The organism is Acetobacter sp. (assembly GCF_022483985.1).
Lineage (GTDB): Bacteria > Pseudomonadota > Alphaproteobacteria > Acetobacterales > Acetobacteraceae > Acetobacter.
In genome coordinates this window covers 1,546,177-1,562,170 of record NZ_JAKVME010000001.1, presented here as the reverse complement: position 1 = coordinate 1,562,170, position 15,994 = coordinate 1,546,177, and the positions used below count along the sequence as shown (strand labels likewise).

The following is a 15,994-nucleotide window of genomic DNA, read 5'->3' as shown; positions in this document are numbered from 1 at the left end:
CTAAGATTCAAACATTGATTGAAATCGATGTTTGGGTGTCATGCTTGGTAGCCTCAGTGATCTGGACCTGCGTCTGATCCGTGTTTTTCTGGCGATTGTGGATGCAGGAGGAATTTCCACGGCGCAAAGCATCCTGAATGTCGGGCAGTCCACGATCAGCACTCAGTTGGCGACGCTGGAAACACGACTGGGCTTTCGACTCTGTGAGCGCGGTCGGGGCGGATTTCGACTGACGGCAAAAGGTGAACGCTTTACGGAACTGGCGCGTCATCTGGTGGGCGCCATCGAAGATTTCAGCGTTCAGGCCCGTAACATGGACCGTCGTCTTGTCGGCAGCCTGCGGATCGGGATCATAGGCCATACGCCGTTTAGTGAAAATATCCGGATCAGTCAGGCCATTGCTCGTTTCAGGCAGCGGGATGAAGCCGTCAGGCTGGATATCCGCGTCTGTTCACCCGGCGAACAGGAAGAGCGTTTGCTGAGTGGAACGCTTGATATAGCGATGGGATATTTCTGGCACAGAATACCAAGTCTCCAGTTCACACCGCTTTTCATCGAAAGGCAGGTCGCCTATTGCGGACGGGATCATCCCCTTTTTTCGCAGGCTGGACAGATCTCGCAGGCGCAGGCCTGGGAATATGACTGGGGTTGGAGGACGTACCCTCTTCCACAGTCAGTCTTTCCAGACAGTCCCAAATCCATCACGGCGACAGCGGACAACATGGAGGCCTTGGCCATGCTTGTCCTGTCGGGACATCATCTGGCCTTTCTGCCGCAGCATTTTTCCAGATCTTATGAAGAACAGGGGCTGATTGCCCCTCTGAATACACAGGTGCTGCGATACGATGTGATGTTTCACGCGGTTACACGGCAGAGACAGAATCTTGGCGACATACCAAAAGCTTTTCTGGAAGACCTTGCCAGCGTCCATCTCTCCACGGTCCCGGAGATACTGTCATAGCCGGAACTGGCGGTATCTGGTCAGAAACCTGCTGTCAGACCGGCAATAATACGACGGTCAATTCTTAAGCCGGATGTTTCTTTAAGCCGGGCGTCACCAAGCTGCTGTCCGCTGAGTGACAGCCGGAAATGCTCGTCGATTTTCCAGCCTACACGCGCGTTCAGCGTCACGAAATCCTTTACTTTAATGTCCTTGAGCTGAAACGTGGAAAAGTCAGCGGCGACATCCTGATAATGTGACTGCCATCTGGCGTGAGCACTGAATTCCACCTGTCCCAGAACATACTCAAAACCACCAATGACTGTGTTGACCGGTGTCTGCCGCTGGAAATTGATGGCGGAAGATTTGTTAGGGTCACGCACAGACGCCATGGCATAGCTCAGATCCCAGTGGAGGTTGAAATCCGTTTTGCCTTCCAGACGGATTTCGCCACCGGCATCATCGACCCGATTGTAGTTTTGAGGAAACATCGTGAGCGATGCGGGAGGAACATAAGAATAGTTTGAAGCGAAAGGTGTTCCGAGCATCTCACTGGTGCGCTGGGCGAAAAGGGCAATGGACAGGCTGCCGTCCAGTGGTTTGATGCCGTGTGAATAATTGAAGCCAATATTGATGGTTGTCGATGGCGCCAGCGAAGGATTATTGATAATTGTTACAGGGCCAAGCATTGTCGTTGGCGCAAAATCAAAGAGCGCGGGAAGCTGGATGCCCCGGGCTGCGTTCAGTCCAAATGTACCCAGATCTCCGGCATCGTAGCGAATGCGGCTGTTGAAGCTTGGTTCCACGTAATATCGTGCCGGGGCCGTGGGAGCATTAACCATAATGGGACTTTTGACGGACGACACGAGAAAGGAGTCCACGCGAACGGCGTTCGTCAGAGTGAGTTCAGGCAGGATACGGTAGTCCCAGACGGCAGATCCAGATGCCAGCATATCGCTTTCACTGCCTATTTTCGTGCCGGCCTGTGTCCCCGAGAGGCTGGAATAACGATATTCCACTCCAAGGCGTAGATCATTCTTACTGTTGATGGCAATTGTATCGGAAAGCTGTGAGACCGTCGTTTCCAGATCATAGCCGAATCTGATTGGAATAATGGTTCCAAAAGCGGCGATATCGTCAGTTGCCTCGTTTATGAACGAGTTTTGATAGGCCCGGAATTCGATCAGCCCCCAGTCAGTGTCGGCAGCAAGACGTCCCTCAAGACTTTTCGCTAGGGGGCGCGAGGTGAAATAGGTGCCGATATCGAGCCAGAAAGGGCTGCGTTCCTGATCAATCGTGCCGGTGAGTCCCCACTCAATGCGGGGGGAAATCTGTCCACGGAATTCCAGAGCGGCGTTGATATTGCTGGTCTGGGCGGGAACGTTCCGGCCACTGCGCCGGTCATATTCATCCGACCTCAGACCGTTGAGCGAGAGTTTCGCCGCGAACGCATCTGAAAATTTATGGGACGCGACCAGTTCCCCAGCGAACCCGTTGAGGCTGCCTCCCTCAACATGCACGTAGCTTTTGTTTTCGTGCTGAGGATCGCGTGTGACGATGTTGATCACACCGCCGGACGCGTTGAAGCCATACACGGCTGAGTTGGGGCCTTTAATAACTTCAATCTGCCGGATGTCGCGTATCGAGACGGGAAGGGCTCCCCAGTCCGTGTAGTTATATCCATCGAGATAGACCTGCCGTCCGTCGATAAGGACCAGCGTACGGGAACCGCCTGCCGCGTCATTTCCACGGATCGAGACATTTGCGCTCAGAACGGAGTAACGCCTTACATCCACACCCGGCACCATGCGTAGAACTTCAGGCAAGGTTTGCGCGCCGGAAGTCCTGATCTGCTCTGCCGTGACGACCTGAATATCCGTGGGGAGTTCACTTGCCCGTTGCGGCTTGCCTGTAGCGGAACTCGTGATTGGCTCGTTGAAGAGTTTTTCAAACGTGCCGTAATCCAGATTCTGGGCGTATGCCTGATGGTCCGGAAATATCAGGGAACAGAGAGCAAGCGCCGTACTGAAAGACAGAACGGATGAAAACCGCAGACACAGACGGTTATGACGCTTGGTGGCAGGCACCGACATTTGACCCACATTCAGACTATCGACTGACTATGTGGTCAACCAGATTACAGCTTGGTTAAAATGCCTTCCTGAAAACGGAGGAAAGCAGTCCGCGGGATGTGAATGGAAATCAGGACGCAATAGGGTTACGCTTCAGGTCACGATGCGATGAAGACGTCAGAGGAAACAGCCATATGCAAGCGCAGTCGCCAGACAGCCCATCGGACCCACATGCGGGAGAGAATGATGCGGCGCACGATGCAGCAGGTCTTTCCAACACTGATCTTGTCACACCATCCCCGGTTCCGGTGAATGATCCTGCTCCTGTTGTGAGGTCGGGCGCCGTCGCTGCCGTAACACCGTCAGCAGCGGATGATGCCGCCAGTCAGGACAGGATGGACGGTCCTGCGTTCAGGGAACTGGCCCAGATGATTGGTGCGATGGCGTTCGTCGCACTCCTGACCGCTGCGGGCTGGCATGCAGCCCATTACTCAGGGGCATGGCCCTACTGAACGAGCCCCTGTTCCCCGTTTGCGTCCTTCGGCTGAGACAACCCCATGCTCCCGGAGCGTTTACTGGTGACGCAGCGTGACGACCAGCACATCCCGGAATGCGGGCCGGTCGGGATCGACCGGTTCGATTGGCGTTACGCCGTGGTAAACCATGTGATCATTCACGAAAGCAGCGTCCATCGGGCCGGTCAGGGTGAAACTGCCGACTTCGTTCCCCAGCAGGTCATGGATGCTGGTGGTTCCGTTCCCAACATTTTCCCGCTGCACCATCATGACAAGAACCCAGTCGACACCATCGCGGTGAAGACCTTCCGGCGTTGGTTGGCCCGTCATTTCCCTGCCGGTTTCGATCCTGAACTGGTGCACTTCCGCATGCCATGTTTCGGGCTGTTCAGCCTCGGGGGTCAGATCGGTCGCCAGCCGACTGACCAGTGACAACACCGCTTTCATGACCGGATGCTCGCCGATCCGTTTTTCAATCGGATCGAACCAGCGCTCGATCCCGCCATTCAGGGTATTGTAATCACGGCTCTGGTAATGCGGCTGGTGCTTTTTCCGAACGACGGTGTTCTTCGACAGGGCAAAGGTGGCGTGGCGGCGTCGGCGGTAACGACCGCCGTCAGCCATATAGACATCCATGCCCAGCCGCTGCCAACTGGCGGCGAAACTCTCCCAGTCAGTCATGCCGTAGTCTTCCAGAAGGGCGTGCATCTGCCCCGCAGGAATATGCGCGAAGAATCTGTTCCCTGTTGCGGCCTCGATCTCGTTGAGCACGGCCTCGGTCAGGTCTTCGTCAGGTTTTGTCATGGTCGGGTTTTTCCGCAGGGTTCTCGGTCGGCTCTTCTGGCCGAGCCGGAGACGAAGAAGGGGTGTTGGCGTTCGCTGCATGGCCATCGGTCGGGGACTGTAGCTCTCCCGAAATCACGAGAGAGGTGCCCGGCGCGGAGGCCGTGTAGGAGGTCGGTGTGTAGAACCTGATGTTCGCGGCCGCCATGCGGTTGGCGATCCGCTTGTAGAATTCGCGCTGGACTTTCCACTTCATCATCGCGGCGGTCCGGATGGAGCCGACCAGCACCGCGCCATTGGAGTCAGTCTTGTCCACGCCGAGATCATTGTAGTCCGAGTAGATGATCGTCTTGAACGCGTCTTCCTTGCGCATTTCCGTGACCGTATCCGCCATGACCTTCACCACGCGGGGTATGTCCTCGGACAGGTCGACCGTCTGGTTGACGATGATCTGGTTGAAGTCGCGTCCCGTGTTGGCGATTGAGGTGACGGAGGAGAATGGGATGATGTGCAGATCTCCATTGATCGCACGCACCCGCACGGTCCGGATGGAAAGATGTTCGACCGTGCCGGAAACGCCGCCCGTCGTTACCCAGTCGCCGACCTGAATCGCATCCTCGACCAGCATGAAGAAGCCTGTGATGAAGTCCTTCACAAGGCTCTGGGAGCCGAAGGCGATGGCGGCACCCATGATCCCGGCGCCGGTCAGCAGCGGCGCGACATTGATGCCGATCTGGGAGAGGCTGGTCACAAGCACGATGATGATGATGAGCGCCAGCATCACGGTCCGAATGATCGGCAGCACCGTTTTCAGACGGGTCGCACGCATGCCCTGACCTGTCCGGTTGAATTTCTCCAGTTGGCGGTTCAGGAGCGCATTGACCACTTCCCAGATTGTGGCCGCCACCGAAATGGCGATGACAAGTGTCATGACCGCTCCGAACAGACGCGAACCAAGCGGGCTGGAAAAGAAGAAGTGGAGGCTGCTGATGCCCCATGATTCAGTCAGACCGACAAAGCCGATGAACACGATCATCGTTGTGAGCGCACCCCGTACGAAGGGGTAGTAGCGGTCCGCGCGTTCCTGAAATTCCGGATGTTTCTGGGCCAGAACCGGATCGATACGGAAAAGCCGGTCCTGCCAGCCATATGCCAGCACGGCCAGAAGCCGGGTCAGGGCGACGATAAGAACCGTCAGCAATGTCGTGCGCAGGATCCAGTCATAGCCGCCTCGGAGATGGGCGGCCCAGACGAGCCACAGCGCCGCGTCCAGAAAAAGCGCCGGAATCCACCAGAAACGCGCCAGCGTCAGCATGAAGGACCAGAAGCCGTTCTTGATCTTAGCCTGTTTGGGAGCGATGGTTTTCGCAACGATGGGGCGAAGCCGCCAGATGAAAATGGCGATCAGAATGTGCTCGATCAGAATGACGGCGCGGATCATTGCTTCCGTGCCGCGATTGGAAAGGTCGAACTCTCCGCCCAGCACGGACAGGCAGACCACGATGGATGGCGCGGCCACAAGGAAATTCCACCAGCGGGTCAGCATCCGCGCCGTGCTGTCGGAAACAGGCGCCAGACGGATCATCGGAGAACGGGGCGCCAGCGCTGACTCCAGAAGCACGAACAGGAACCGTGCGACCGCATAGGCTTCGGCCAGGGTTTCCGTAACGGTTTCCGCCTGTGTCGTGTCGGTGGCGAGGGCCGAGCCTGCCATGGCTACACCCAGAAACAGTAGAACGGGCAGCAGTTTGAGGCCGAAATGACCCAGTGCATAAGGCACACGGGCAAGAAATTTCAGCGTCTCGATCTGTCGGCGCTGATCATCCGCGCGCGTTTTGAGCGTGTTGATTTCTTCCGTCTGTGCGCCATTCGCCTTCGCCAGAGCGGCGGCTGCTATGGCGGCATTCTGATCGGCCTCGTCCTGAGCGGTGTCGGCATCTGGACTGTCCTGAGCCGACAGGCTGCTATTTTCCCGTTTCTCACGCTTTTCCGCCCGGATGGTCACTGTTTGCAGGGGCTTGTGAAGAGCGAGAGATGCGCCCCATTCAACCAGCATGGCGACGATGATCACCAGTCCCGCCCGCCATAACGTGCCGAGAAGCAGGGCGCGGGTCTGCGGGTTGGAAATCTCTGCCTCGAACCATCTCCCGACCGTTTTCAGGTCAGTGAACAGTCCGAGAAAGTTATCCAGATAGCTGCGGAAGGTCTGCTTGAGGGAAGAAACGCTGGACACCAGATCGCTATGGAGGACCACCGCGTTCTGCGACACCAGCGCATCACCCGTCGCTGCCGGAGCAGCTGCGGTCGCGGCTTCCGGTGTTACGGAAACCCCTTTCACCATCAGGGAAAGCGTGTGGGTGAAGCTCTCTCTCTGCTTCGGATCGTTCAGCACGTTCAGGAGTTGCTGCGCCTCCTTGGGAGAGAGGGCGGCGCCATTGCCCGGGGAAGCCGAAGCCGTGGCTGCCGTGCTGTCAGCCGCCAGAGCATTCTGTAATGTGACGGGAGATATCAGCAAAATGGCGGCAAAGAGCCAGCAGATCAGGGAGAGGTGCCGTCGCGGTCGTGATCGCTTGATGGCCGGGGCGCCGGAACGATGATCCACGTTATTCACCTGCATCCTGTCTTCACCTCATCTGGTTTTAGTGTCTGTTTTTGGTTGGAAACTTCCCGATCCGGATCAGGTGAAGGTCCGGATCGGGAGCGCGTCAGCCGACGTGGTCAAAGCGCACGATCCGCTCCCGGCGGAGAACCAGCGTGCGGGCGACCATATCGTGCAACCCCTGCTTGCGTGGCGTGAAGGCAATCATGATCACGCCAATGAACAGTACGGGAAAAGACACGAACATCTTGACCAGATTGCGGATGAGGGACCGTAAGAGTGAGATGCGGCCTCCCGTCAGATCGCTCACACGCAGTCCCAGCGCCAGCTTGCCGAGCGAAGCTCGCAGCGGCGACGCTTCAAGCAGGACGAAGTAGAGCAACTGGAACAGCAGAAAATGCGTGCCGGTGTCATGGATTTCCACATGCGGCCAAGGCATGTGAAAACTCGTGGCAAAATCGGTATCCCGGAAGGCGACCTGATACGATGGAGTGTCCCCCTGCCACTCTTCCAGCCGGACAGTCGGCAGCGTGAAGATGCCCACGACCAGACTGATCACGCTCAGCAGGAAATAATCCAGCACGGCGGCTGCCGTCCTTACCCAGAAACCGGCATAGGCCAGCATCCGGCCATCGGGCGTCAGACTACCTGCTCCGCCGATAATGCCTGTCTGTGTCGGCGGCGCACCCCAGCCGGGAGGAAGAGAGTCGGACATCGATCAGCTCCTGTAAGAGCCGTTGATATCGATGTAGCCATGCGTCAGATCGCAGGTCCAGACGGTTGATCTGCCGTCACCGAGGCCGAGATCAACGTCGATGTCGATATCCTGTCCCTTCATGTGGGCAACGACCGGTGTTTCATCATAACCTTCCACGACGGTCCCTTCGCTGGCGATGGTGACACCGCCGATGGTCACGGCCAGCAAATCCCGGTCCGCCGGTTCGCCGCTTTTGCCGACAGCCATGACGACACGGCCCCAGTTGGCGTCTTCTCCGGCGATCGCCGTCTTGACCAGAGGGGAGTCCGCAATGGCTTTCGCAACGATGCGGGCCGACTGATCGGACACGGCGCCGCTCACACGGACACGAATCTGCTTCGTCGCGCCCTCGCCGTCACGGACGACCATAAGCGCCAGTTCAAGCAGAAGATCGTTCAGAGCGTTCCGGAACGGGGTCAGACGCGGGTCATCAGCGTTGGTCACGACCGGATTGCCCGCTTTCCCCGTTGCGAAAAGCAGCACCATGTCGGAGGTCGAGGTGTCCGAGTCGACCGTGATGGCGTTGAAGCTCTGGACAGTGCCGGAGGACAGCATGGCCTGCACGACAGAGGCGGGCAATGCCGCGTCCGTGGCGACGAAAGAGAGCATCGTGGCCATGTCGGGGGCGATCATGCCGCTCCCCTTGGCGATGCCCTGAATGGTGACCGTCACGCCGTCGATTTCGGTTTTTCTGACAGAGGCCTTGGGGAAGGTGTCGGTCGTCATGATGCCACGGGCCGCGGCTTCCCAGCCATCTTCCGTCAGGGCGCTATGAAGGGCGGGCAGGGCCGCCGTGATCCGTTCAGCCGGAAGCACTTCGCCGATGACGCCGGTGGAGGCAAGAAAGACCTCCGTGGCGGCGCAGCCCGCAAGCGCAGCTTCGGCTTCCGCCGTGGCCCGGCAAGTCTCGACCCCGGCCTTGCCGGTGAAGACATTGGCGTTTCCGGCATTGACCACCAGCGCCCGCGCCAGACCGCCCTTGAGCGCAGTGCGGGACCAGTCCACCGGAGCGCCGGGACACTTTGATTTGGTGAAAACGCCGCCGACCGTCGTTCCGGCATCGAATTCCGCGACGACCAGATCCGTACGTCCCTTGTAGCGGATGCCTGCGGCCACGGCGCCGAGGCGCACACCCGGAACGGTGCCGAGAACGGGCAGGGGCGAGGCGAGGGGAGAGACGGGCAGAGGCTTGGCCATCGGTGACGAACCTTGTGCGGGATGGAAACGGCAGGACCGGCGATCCTGAATTCCCGAGGGACAGGATATAAACGAAAAAGGAAGAACGTCGGGGAGACGTTCTTCCTTTGTCTTTACCGCAAGCTGTCAGGGGAGGCCATAAGGCCCCCTGCTGATTATTTCGCGGGAGAGGCTGTCGGGTTGCCTGCGATGGCGGGCTGCGCCCCTTCCGGCACCGGTTTTCCATCAGGTCCGAAGCGGACGATCTTCACTGCGGAGGTCGCCTTATCAACCGCGCCGCGAACGTCCTGCTGGATCAGTTGCTGACGGATCTTGTCCTTGACCTCGTCTTCCTTCGGCACCGGCACAGTACGGTCCGCGAGAACCTGAATCACATGATAGCCGAACTGGCTCTTTACTGGTGTCTGGCTGTAGGTGCCGGGCTTCATGTTGAAGGCGGCATCGGAGAAAGCCGGAACCATGTCGCCTTTCTTGAACCAGCCGAGGTCACCGCCATTGTTCTTGGCGCTGCCTTTGTCGGTCGAGAGGCTCTCGGCCAGCGTGCCGAAGTTGGCGCCGCCCTTGAGCTTCTTGATGGCGTCCTGCGCTTCAGCTTCGGTCTTCACGAGAATATGGCGGGCATGCACCTCTTTCTCGGGAGTCTTGCTGGCGTAGTTCTTGACGTAGAAGTCGTGGATCGCGGCGTCCGTGAGCTGCGGCACGACCTGCTTGGAGAGCCATGCGTTCTGGAGGGCCGTGTTCGCGGCGGTTTCCATCGCGGTTTTCACTTCAGGATCGTTCTGCAGGCCGTCCTTGCGGGCGGCAATCTGGATCGCCTTCTGATCGACCGCCTGATTCACCAGCATCGGGAAAATCATGTTCTGCGGCATCTGACGCAACTGGGGCGGCATGTTCGCGGCTGACTTGCGGATGTCGTCGAGCGTGATCTTCTCACCATTGACTGTGGCGATCACGCTGTTCGGGTCCATTGGAGCCGGGGCGGGTGCGGACTGTGCGGCCGCGCCACTGGCGGCGGCAGGAGCCTTGGAGGCCGCAGCATCCGCTGCATGCGCGCCCTGAACACAGACGGAGGAAAGGAGCGTGGAGGCAAACAGAGCTGTCGCTGCAAAAAGCGAGCCCGAGCAGGAAAAACGCATCAGTAAGAAACCCAGTGTGAACAGAATGGGCGCATCATGGCCGACCCTGAAGACACCCGCAAGGGCATGGTGTAAGTCTGTTTTGTTAAGAAATGGCCACTTTCCCGAGGGCGTGCCGGGGGCATCGGTTGACCCTGAGCAGTGGCGGCTTTATCTGAGTGGGCGCACACCGTCGGCTTTTCGGTCCCTGTCTGTGCTCAAGATGCAGGGCAGGAACGCGGGGTCGGCTCCGGGTGTGCTGTTCCGGAAAGGTCTTCATGTTCGCCTCGCTCGCTCGCGCCCTCTTCGGCACTGCCAATGACCGTTCGCTCAAAGCGTTTCAGCGCCGCGTACCTGAAATCAATGCGCTTGAGGCTGGTATCGCCCCGCTTGATGACGACGCCCTCGCTCACAAGACGGTAGAGTTCCGGGAGCGTCTGGCTCAGGGAGAAACGCTGGACGGCCTGCTGCCCGAAGCGTTCGCGGTCTGCCGGGAAGCCTCGAAGCGTGTGCTCGGGATGCGCCACTTCGATGTGCAGCTCATCGGCGGCATGGTGCTGCATTCCGGCAAAATCGCTGAAATGCGGACCGGTGAGGGCAAGACCCTCGTCGCGACACTCGCGGTCTACCTCAATGCATTGAGCGGCAGGGGCGTTCACGTCGTCACGGTCAACGATTATCTGGCGCGTCGTGACGCCGAGGAAATGAGTCGGCTGTACGGCTTCCTCGGTCTGACGACCGGTACAATCGTGCCGAACCTGCCCGATGAGGCGCGTCGCGAAGCCTATGCCTGCGACATCACCTACGGCACGAACAACGAATTCGGCTTCGACTATCTCCGCGACAACATGAAATACCGGCTGGAAGAAATGGTCCAGCGGCCTTTCAACCACGCCATTGTCGATGAAGTCGATTCCATCCTGATTGACGAGGCCCGGACACCGCTGATCATTTCCGGTCCGGCGGAAGACAGCTCGGAGCTTTATCGTGCCGTGGATGCTGTCATGGCCGAGCTGGTCCGGGACCCGGCGGCCTTCGACAAGGACGAGAAGCTTCGCACGGCGATCTTGACGGAAACCGGCTCTGACAGGGTGGAAGAGCTGCTTCGTGCAGCGGGCGTACTGAGCGACGGTGGCCTGTATGACGTGCAGAATGTCGCCGTCGTCCACCATGTGCAGCAATCCCTGCGCGCCCATACGCTGTTCTCGCGCGATGTGGATTACATCGTTCGTGACGGCAAGGTGACCATCATTGATGAGTTCACGGGACGTATGATGGATGGCCGCCGTTATTCGGATGGTCTGCACCAGGCGCTTGAAGCGAAGGAGCATGTCGAGGTCCAGCAGGAAAATCAGACGCTGGCCTCCATCACCTTCCAGAACTACTTCCGGCTCTATCCCAAGCTGTCTGGCATGACCGGCACGGCGATGACGGAAGCGGATGAATTCGCGGAAATCTACAAGCTGGATGTGGTCGAAATCCCGACCAATCTCCCCGTCGCCCGCAAGGACACGGATGACGAAATCTATCTTGACGAGGCGCAGAAATTCGCCGCCGTGGTCAAGCTGGTTGAGGAAATCCACAAAGGCGGGCAACCTATTCTGGTCGGCACCACGTCGGTCGAAAAAAGCGAGGCGCTTTCCGCGCTGCTGAAGCGCGACGGCATTCCGCACAATGTGCTCAACGCCCGTTTCCACGAGATGGAAGCCGCGATCGTGGCGCAGGCGGGTGCGCCCGGCGCGATCACCATCGCCACGAACATGGCGGGACGCGGCACGGACATCAAGCTCGGCGGCAATGTCGAGATGCGGACTCAGCAGGAGCTGGGACATATTACCGACCCGGCCGAGCGTGCGGCGGGCGAGCAGGCCATCCGTGACGAGGTGTCGAAGAATCAGGCCATCGTGAAGGCTGCGGGCGGTCTGTATGTGATCGGCACCGAGCGTCACGAGAGTCGGCGTATCGACAATCAGCTTCGTGGCCGCGCGGGTCGTCAGGGTGATCCCGGAAACTCACGCTTCTTTGTATCGCTTCAGGACGACCTGATGCGGATTTTCGGGTCCGATCGCATGACCGGCATGCTCCAGAAAATGGGGATGCAGGAAGGGGAAGCGATCGTTCATCCCTGGCTGAACAAGGCTCTGGAACGCGCGCAGAAGAAAGTCGAAGCCCGCAACTTCGACATGCGCAAGAACACGCTCAAATATGACGACGTCATGAACGATCAGCGCAAGGAGGTTTACGCCCAGCGCCGCGAATTCATGACGCAGGAAGATGTCGCCTCGCTGATTGTGGAAATGCGCGAGGAACTGATCCTTTCTCTGGTTGACCGGCACATTCCGGAAAAGGCTTTTGCCGAACAGTGGCAGACAGCCGAACTCGCGGAAGAGGTGAAGCGTATTTTCAATCTTGATCTGCCGCTTGCCGAATGGGCGACGGAAGACGGGATGGACAGGGAGCAGGTCGCGGCCCGGATCGAGGATGCAGCCGCGCAGGCGCAGGCTGTCCGGACCACGAATTTCGGCCCCGACATCATGCGGTATCTGGAAAAGCAGATTCTGCTGACCACGTTCGACTCCGTCTGGAAAGAGCATCTGCACGCGCTGGATCAGCTTCGTCAGGGCATCGGTCTGCGGGCCTATGGCCAGAAAGATCCGCTGAACGAATACAAGCACGAGGCCTTCCAGCTCTTTACCTTCATGCTTGATGAGATGCGTGAACGCGTGATCACGCTTCTGGCCCGGGTGGAGATGGCGCCACCGCCCGAGCCGCACCCTCTTGAAGGTATCGGAGAGTTTCATCCCGATCCTCACGTGGAAGGGTATGCCTCTGAACCGGCGCACTATACCGGCGCACCGGCTGCCGTGACTATGGAACCGCCGAGTGGCGGGGCTATTCTCCCGGACGATCCTTCCACATGGGGAGAGACGCCGCGCAACTCTCTGTGTCCATGCGGCTCGGGTCTCAAATACAAACACTGTCACGGGCGTCATGTCTGAACCCCGTTCAGGACATCCTCCGGGGCTCTGAACGCGCCGGATAGCGGGAGTTTTCTCCCGAGCATTCTCTTTGGCTTGGGGCGTTTTCCGGTGGGCGTCTGTTCCCACCGGTCCGGCCCCACATAGCCGACATTCATCCAGATACATTCCGTCAGAACGAGGACAGCGAGATGGCAGGCCATTCGCAATTCAAGAACATCATGCACCGCAAGGGGGCGCAGGACGCCAGACGGGCCAAGCAGTTTGCCAAGGTCATCCGTGAAATCACGGTGGCGGCTCGCTCCGGCCTGCCTGACCCGTCTTCCAACCCGCGCCTGCGCGCTGCGATTTACGCAGCCCGTGAAGTCAACATGCCGAAGGATACTGTCGAGCGCGCCATCAAGAAGGCGACCGGAGCGGGCGGCGGCGATGATTACGCCGAAATCCGTTATGAGGGCTATGGCCCCGCTGGCGTTGCGGTGATTGTCGAGGCTCTGACGGACAATCGCAATCGTACGGCGAGCGAAGTGCGGGCGGCTTTCTCGAAATACGGCGGTTCGCTGGGCGAAATGAACTCCGTCTCTTTCATGTTCAACCGTCTGGGCGTCATTACCTATCCGGCCAGTGTCGCCAGTGAAGAGGAAATGCTGGAAGCCGCGATTGAGGCCGGGGCGGATAACGTGGTTTCGACTGAGGAAACGCACGAAATCACCTGCGAGGTTGAGTCCTTCTTCGCAGTGCGTGACGTTCTGGAGCCGAAGTTCGGTGAGCCTCTCGCCGCCAAACTCGACTGGCGGCCGGAAAATTCCGTGGCGCTGGATGAGGAAAAAGCCCGCGGCGTCCTGAAACTACTGGATGTTCTTGAAGATAACGACGACGTTCAGAACGTCTACGCCAACTTCGACCTGTCCGAAGAAGTGGCTGAAGCGCTCTCTGCGTAATTCTTTCGCCTCGCGGTTCGGTCGCTTCACTTAAGAAGTGCTGAACCGCTGAAATGAAAGTCCGCTTATGCGCATCCTCTTCATCACCGCAACACGTCTTGGGGATGCCGTCATTTCGACGGGGCTGCTCAGCTATCTGATTCAGGCGCATCCTGACGCACGATTTACAGTCGCCTGCGGCCCGGTTGCCGCAGGGCTGTTCCAGCGTATGCCGCAGCTTGAGCGTGTCATTGTCATGACAAAGCTAGCCTATGACCGGCATTGGCTGGAATTGTGGAAGCAGTGTGCCGGGATGCGCTGGGATATCGTGGTCGATTTGCGGGGGTCAGCCATCAGCCTGCTTCTGAGGACGCGCGCCCGTCGTGTCATGCGCGGGGGAAGGCGGTCCGGACGACGGATCATTCATGTTGGCGAGGTTCTGTCGCTGTCTCCACCGCCGATGCCCGTCGTCTGGACAGCGGAACAGGACCGGCGGCTTGCCGGGGAGATTTTCGCGGACGCGGATGTGATTGCTTTCGCTCCGACTGCCAACTGGATCGGAAAGGTCTGGTCTGCGGAAAATTTTGTTGCGCTGTGGGCGCGTCTTGAGAAGATTTTCCCTGAAAAAAAACTGGCGGTCTTTTATGGCCCCGGTGAAGCTGAACGTGCTCTGGCGGCCCCCGTTCTGGCCATTCCGGGCGCGATCGACGCAGGGGGGCGGTTTTCTCTCGCGGAAACAGCAGCCATGTTGCAACGCTGCTCTCTCTTTGTCGGCAATGATTCCGGGTTGATGCATCTGGCCGCAGCGGCAGGGATACCGACTCTGGGGCTTTTTGGACCATCCCGCAGCAGTGAATACGCACCTTCCGGACCTCATGCCGACTGGGTGGCTGCACCGGGGCCTGAAGGGAGTGCCCCAATCAGTGGTCTTGCACCTGACAGGGTGGTTGACCGGATTGTTTCCATGATGCAGCCGCATGGAGGCTGTGCGCCGTTATCCGTATCGGAAGCATGATTTGGAGTAATGGTGGTGGTTCGAGGATTCTGGTATTTGATGAGTGTGAATTAACGCTGTTTATTCCTAGTGCTTACTATTTCTGGAGTGACGGAAGTATTTCTGATTTTCTTCAGTTCAGTTTTTATCAGCATTTCAATTGTAAAACAGAGGCTGGCAGAGTACACACGTGTCTGAAAAAAGATAAAGGCGGATTCAGTAATGAGTTTGAAGATATACGTAGCCGGGCACAAGAAGTTTTGTCCGCCGTTTGATTCGGCTTATGTGCCTGTCATAGGCGGCATGAGCACGCGAGAAAACAGGGACGAGATTGCCGATTTTATCGGTGATGACACTGGAGATAATATCTCGGACCTGAACAGTATCTTTTGTGAACTCACCGTTCAGTACTGGATCTGGAAGAATGATCACAGTTCAGAGTTTGTCGGTCTGAATCATTATAGAAGATATTTTTCCAAGAAAGATCATGGAACCAATCTTTATTATAAACACGTGAATGACGTTAAAGTCGTTTGCGAAGGTGACGAGATTGCCGCCGGCAATGATTTTGATTTTTCCAATGTCGATATGATCGCCCCAATAAGGCATCACGGCGAGCCGGTTCTGCGCCAGTATGCCAGACATCACGTTCTGGATGATATGCTTCTGGTCAGCGAGCAAATCCGGGATATTCAGCCTGCCTACGTCAACGCATGTGATTTCTATTTCAATAATTGTGACTATTTTCATCACACAAACATGATTATAGCCAGAAAAGAAATATTTGACGCCTATTCAGAGTGGCTCTTCAGCATTCTGATGCCGCTCGCTGATAAAAAATTCTTTTCAAATTACGATAATTACCAGAAAAGGGTTATGGGTTTTCTTTCCGAGCGCCTCCTGTCAGTCTGGATTCTTAAAAACAGACGGGACTTCGCTATCGAGGAAAGAGGTTTTGTACAAGTAAGGGAACTGTCAGCATAACGGGAGAGAGTAGTGCTGGCGGTTGATGTCCGGTGAGCTGTTGAAACACGGCTTGCCGGATTTTTCATTTTAGCGGGATGAAATGCAGGAAAACCGGGCAGTTTCCGTGTCCGGAAATTCAGATTTCGATTCCCGGTTTT

The 15,994-nt window shown here is 57.8% G+C and carries 12 protein-coding genes; 6 read left to right on the top strand and 6 right to left on the bottom strand.

What is annotated here, in order from left to right:
* Positions 1–40 precede the first annotated feature (40 nt).
* Entirely contained in the window at positions 41–961 is a 921-nt protein-coding gene (locus LKE90_RS06880) for a LysR family transcriptional regulator (RefSeq protein WP_291494030.1), read from the top strand.
* A gap of 20 nt (positions 962–981) precedes the next feature.
* On the opposite strand, the gene LKE90_RS06875 is transcribed toward LKE90_RS06880, so the two are convergent.
* Positions 982–3,033: a TonB-dependent receptor plug domain-containing protein gene (locus LKE90_RS06875; protein WP_291494032.1), complete on the bottom strand. Its 2,052-nt coding sequence runs from the start codon at positions 3,031–3,033 to the stop codon at positions 982–984.
* Positions 3,034–3,206: 173 nt separating this feature from the next.
* On the opposite strand from LKE90_RS06875, the gene LKE90_RS06870 reads away from it, so the two are divergent.
* Positions 3,207–3,524 (top strand): hypothetical protein, encoded by a 318-nt coding sequence (locus tag LKE90_RS06870; protein WP_291494034.1) that lies wholly within the window; start codon positions 3,207–3,209, stop codon positions 3,522–3,524.
* 60 nt (positions 3,525–3,584) lie between these two features.
* Here LKE90_RS06870 and LKE90_RS06865 read toward each other — a convergent pair whose 3' ends face one another.
* The 5 genes from LKE90_RS06865 to LKE90_RS06845 form a co-directional block, all read right to left on the bottom strand.
* Positions 3,585–4,331: a 2OG-Fe dioxygenase family protein gene (locus LKE90_RS06865; RefSeq protein WP_291494036.1), complete on the bottom strand. Its 747-nt coding sequence runs from the start codon at positions 4,329–4,331 to the stop codon at positions 3,585–3,587.
* Entirely contained in the window at positions 4,318–6,927 is a 2,610-nt protein-coding gene (locus LKE90_RS06860) for a mechanosensitive ion channel family protein (RefSeq protein ID WP_291494038.1), read from the bottom strand. Before LKE90_RS06860 ends, LKE90_RS06865 begins: the two co-directional genes overlap by 14 nt.
* 88 nt (positions 6,928–7,015) lie before the next feature.
* On the bottom strand, positions 7,016–7,624 hold the full coding sequence (locus tag LKE90_RS06855; RefSeq protein WP_291494040.1) for an RDD family protein: 609 nt from the start codon (positions 7,622–7,624) through the stop codon (positions 7,016–7,018).
* 3 nt (positions 7,625–7,627) lie between these two features.
* Positions 7,628–8,863: a bifunctional glutamate N-acetyltransferase/amino-acid acetyltransferase ArgJ gene (gene argJ, locus LKE90_RS06850; protein ID WP_291494041.1), complete on the bottom strand. Its 1,236-nt coding sequence runs from the start codon at positions 8,861–8,863 to the stop codon at positions 7,628–7,630.
* A 155-nt stretch (positions 8,864–9,018) separates the two neighbouring features.
* Positions 9,019–9,999 (bottom strand): peptidylprolyl isomerase, encoded by a 981-nt coding sequence (locus LKE90_RS06845; RefSeq protein WP_291494043.1) that lies wholly within the window; start codon positions 9,997–9,999, stop codon positions 9,019–9,021.
* A gap of 257 nt (positions 10,000–10,256) precedes the next feature.
* Here LKE90_RS06845 and secA point away from each other — a divergent pair, with 257 nt between their 5' ends.
* From secA to LKE90_RS06825, 4 genes are all read left to right on the top strand, one after another.
* Positions 10,257–12,977, top strand: a complete 2,721-nt coding sequence (gene secA / locus LKE90_RS06840) for a preprotein translocase subunit SecA (protein ID WP_291494045.1) — start codon at positions 10,257–10,259, stop codon at positions 12,975–12,977.
* Positions 12,978–13,147: 170 nt separating this feature from the next.
* A complete protein-coding gene (locus LKE90_RS06835; protein WP_291494046.1) occupies positions 13,148–13,897 on the top strand; it encodes a YebC/PmpR family DNA-binding transcriptional regulator in 750 nt (249 codons plus the stop codon).
* Positions 13,898–13,964: 67 nt separating this feature from the next.
* Complete coding sequence (locus tag LKE90_RS06830; RefSeq protein WP_291494049.1) at positions 13,965–14,891, top strand: glycosyltransferase family 9 protein; 927 nt, start codon at positions 13,965–13,967, stop codon at positions 14,889–14,891.
* 201 nt (positions 14,892–15,092) lie between these two features.
* Complete coding sequence (locus LKE90_RS06825; protein WP_291494051.1) at positions 15,093–15,854, top strand: DUF4422 domain-containing protein; 762 nt, start codon at positions 15,093–15,095, stop codon at positions 15,852–15,854.
* Positions 15,855–15,994: the final 140 nt, after the last annotated feature.

Excerpts from the sequence above, each read along its gene's own strand:
- LKE90_RS06875 (WP_291494032.1), bottom strand. The coding sequence starts at position 3,033 with ATGTCGGTGCCTGCCACCAAGCGTCATAACCGTCTGTGTCTGCGGTTT.
- LKE90_RS06830 (WP_291494049.1), top strand. The coding sequence starts at position 13,965 with ATGCGCATCCTCTTCATCACCGCAACACGTCTTGGGGATGCCGTCATT.
- secA (WP_291494045.1), top strand. The coding sequence starts at position 10,257 with ATGTTCGCCTCGCTCGCTCGCGCCCTCTTCGGCACTGCCAATGACCGT.
- argJ (WP_291494041.1), bottom strand. The coding sequence starts at position 8,863 with ATGGCCAAGCCTCTGCCCGTCTCTCCCCTCGCCTCGCCCCTGCCCGTT.
- LKE90_RS06880 (WP_291494030.1), top strand. The coding sequence starts at position 41 with ATGCTTGGTAGCCTCAGTGATCTGGACCTGCGTCTGATCCGTGTTTTT.
- LKE90_RS06855 (WP_291494040.1), bottom strand. The coding sequence starts at position 7,624 with ATGTCCGACTCTCTTCCTCCCGGCTGGGGTGCGCCGCCGACACAGACA.
- LKE90_RS06835 (WP_291494046.1), top strand. The coding sequence starts at position 13,148 with ATGGCAGGCCATTCGCAATTCAAGAACATCATGCACCGCAAGGGGGCG.
- LKE90_RS06865 (WP_291494036.1), bottom strand. The coding sequence starts at position 4,331 with ATGACAAAACCTGACGAAGACCTGACCGAGGCCGTGCTCAACGAGATC.
- LKE90_RS06860 (WP_291494038.1), bottom strand. The coding sequence starts at position 6,927 with ATGCAGGTGAATAACGTGGATCATCGTTCCGGCGCCCCGGCCATCAAG.
- LKE90_RS06845 (WP_291494043.1), bottom strand. The coding sequence starts at position 9,999 with ATGCGTTTTTCCTGCTCGGGCTCGCTTTTTGCAGCGACAGCTCTGTTT.
- LKE90_RS06825 (WP_291494051.1), top strand. The coding sequence starts at position 15,093 with ATGAGTTTGAAGATATACGTAGCCGGGCACAAGAAGTTTTGTCCGCCG.
- LKE90_RS06870 (WP_291494034.1), top strand. The coding sequence starts at position 3,207 with ATGCAAGCGCAGTCGCCAGACAGCCCATCGGACCCACATGCGGGAGAG.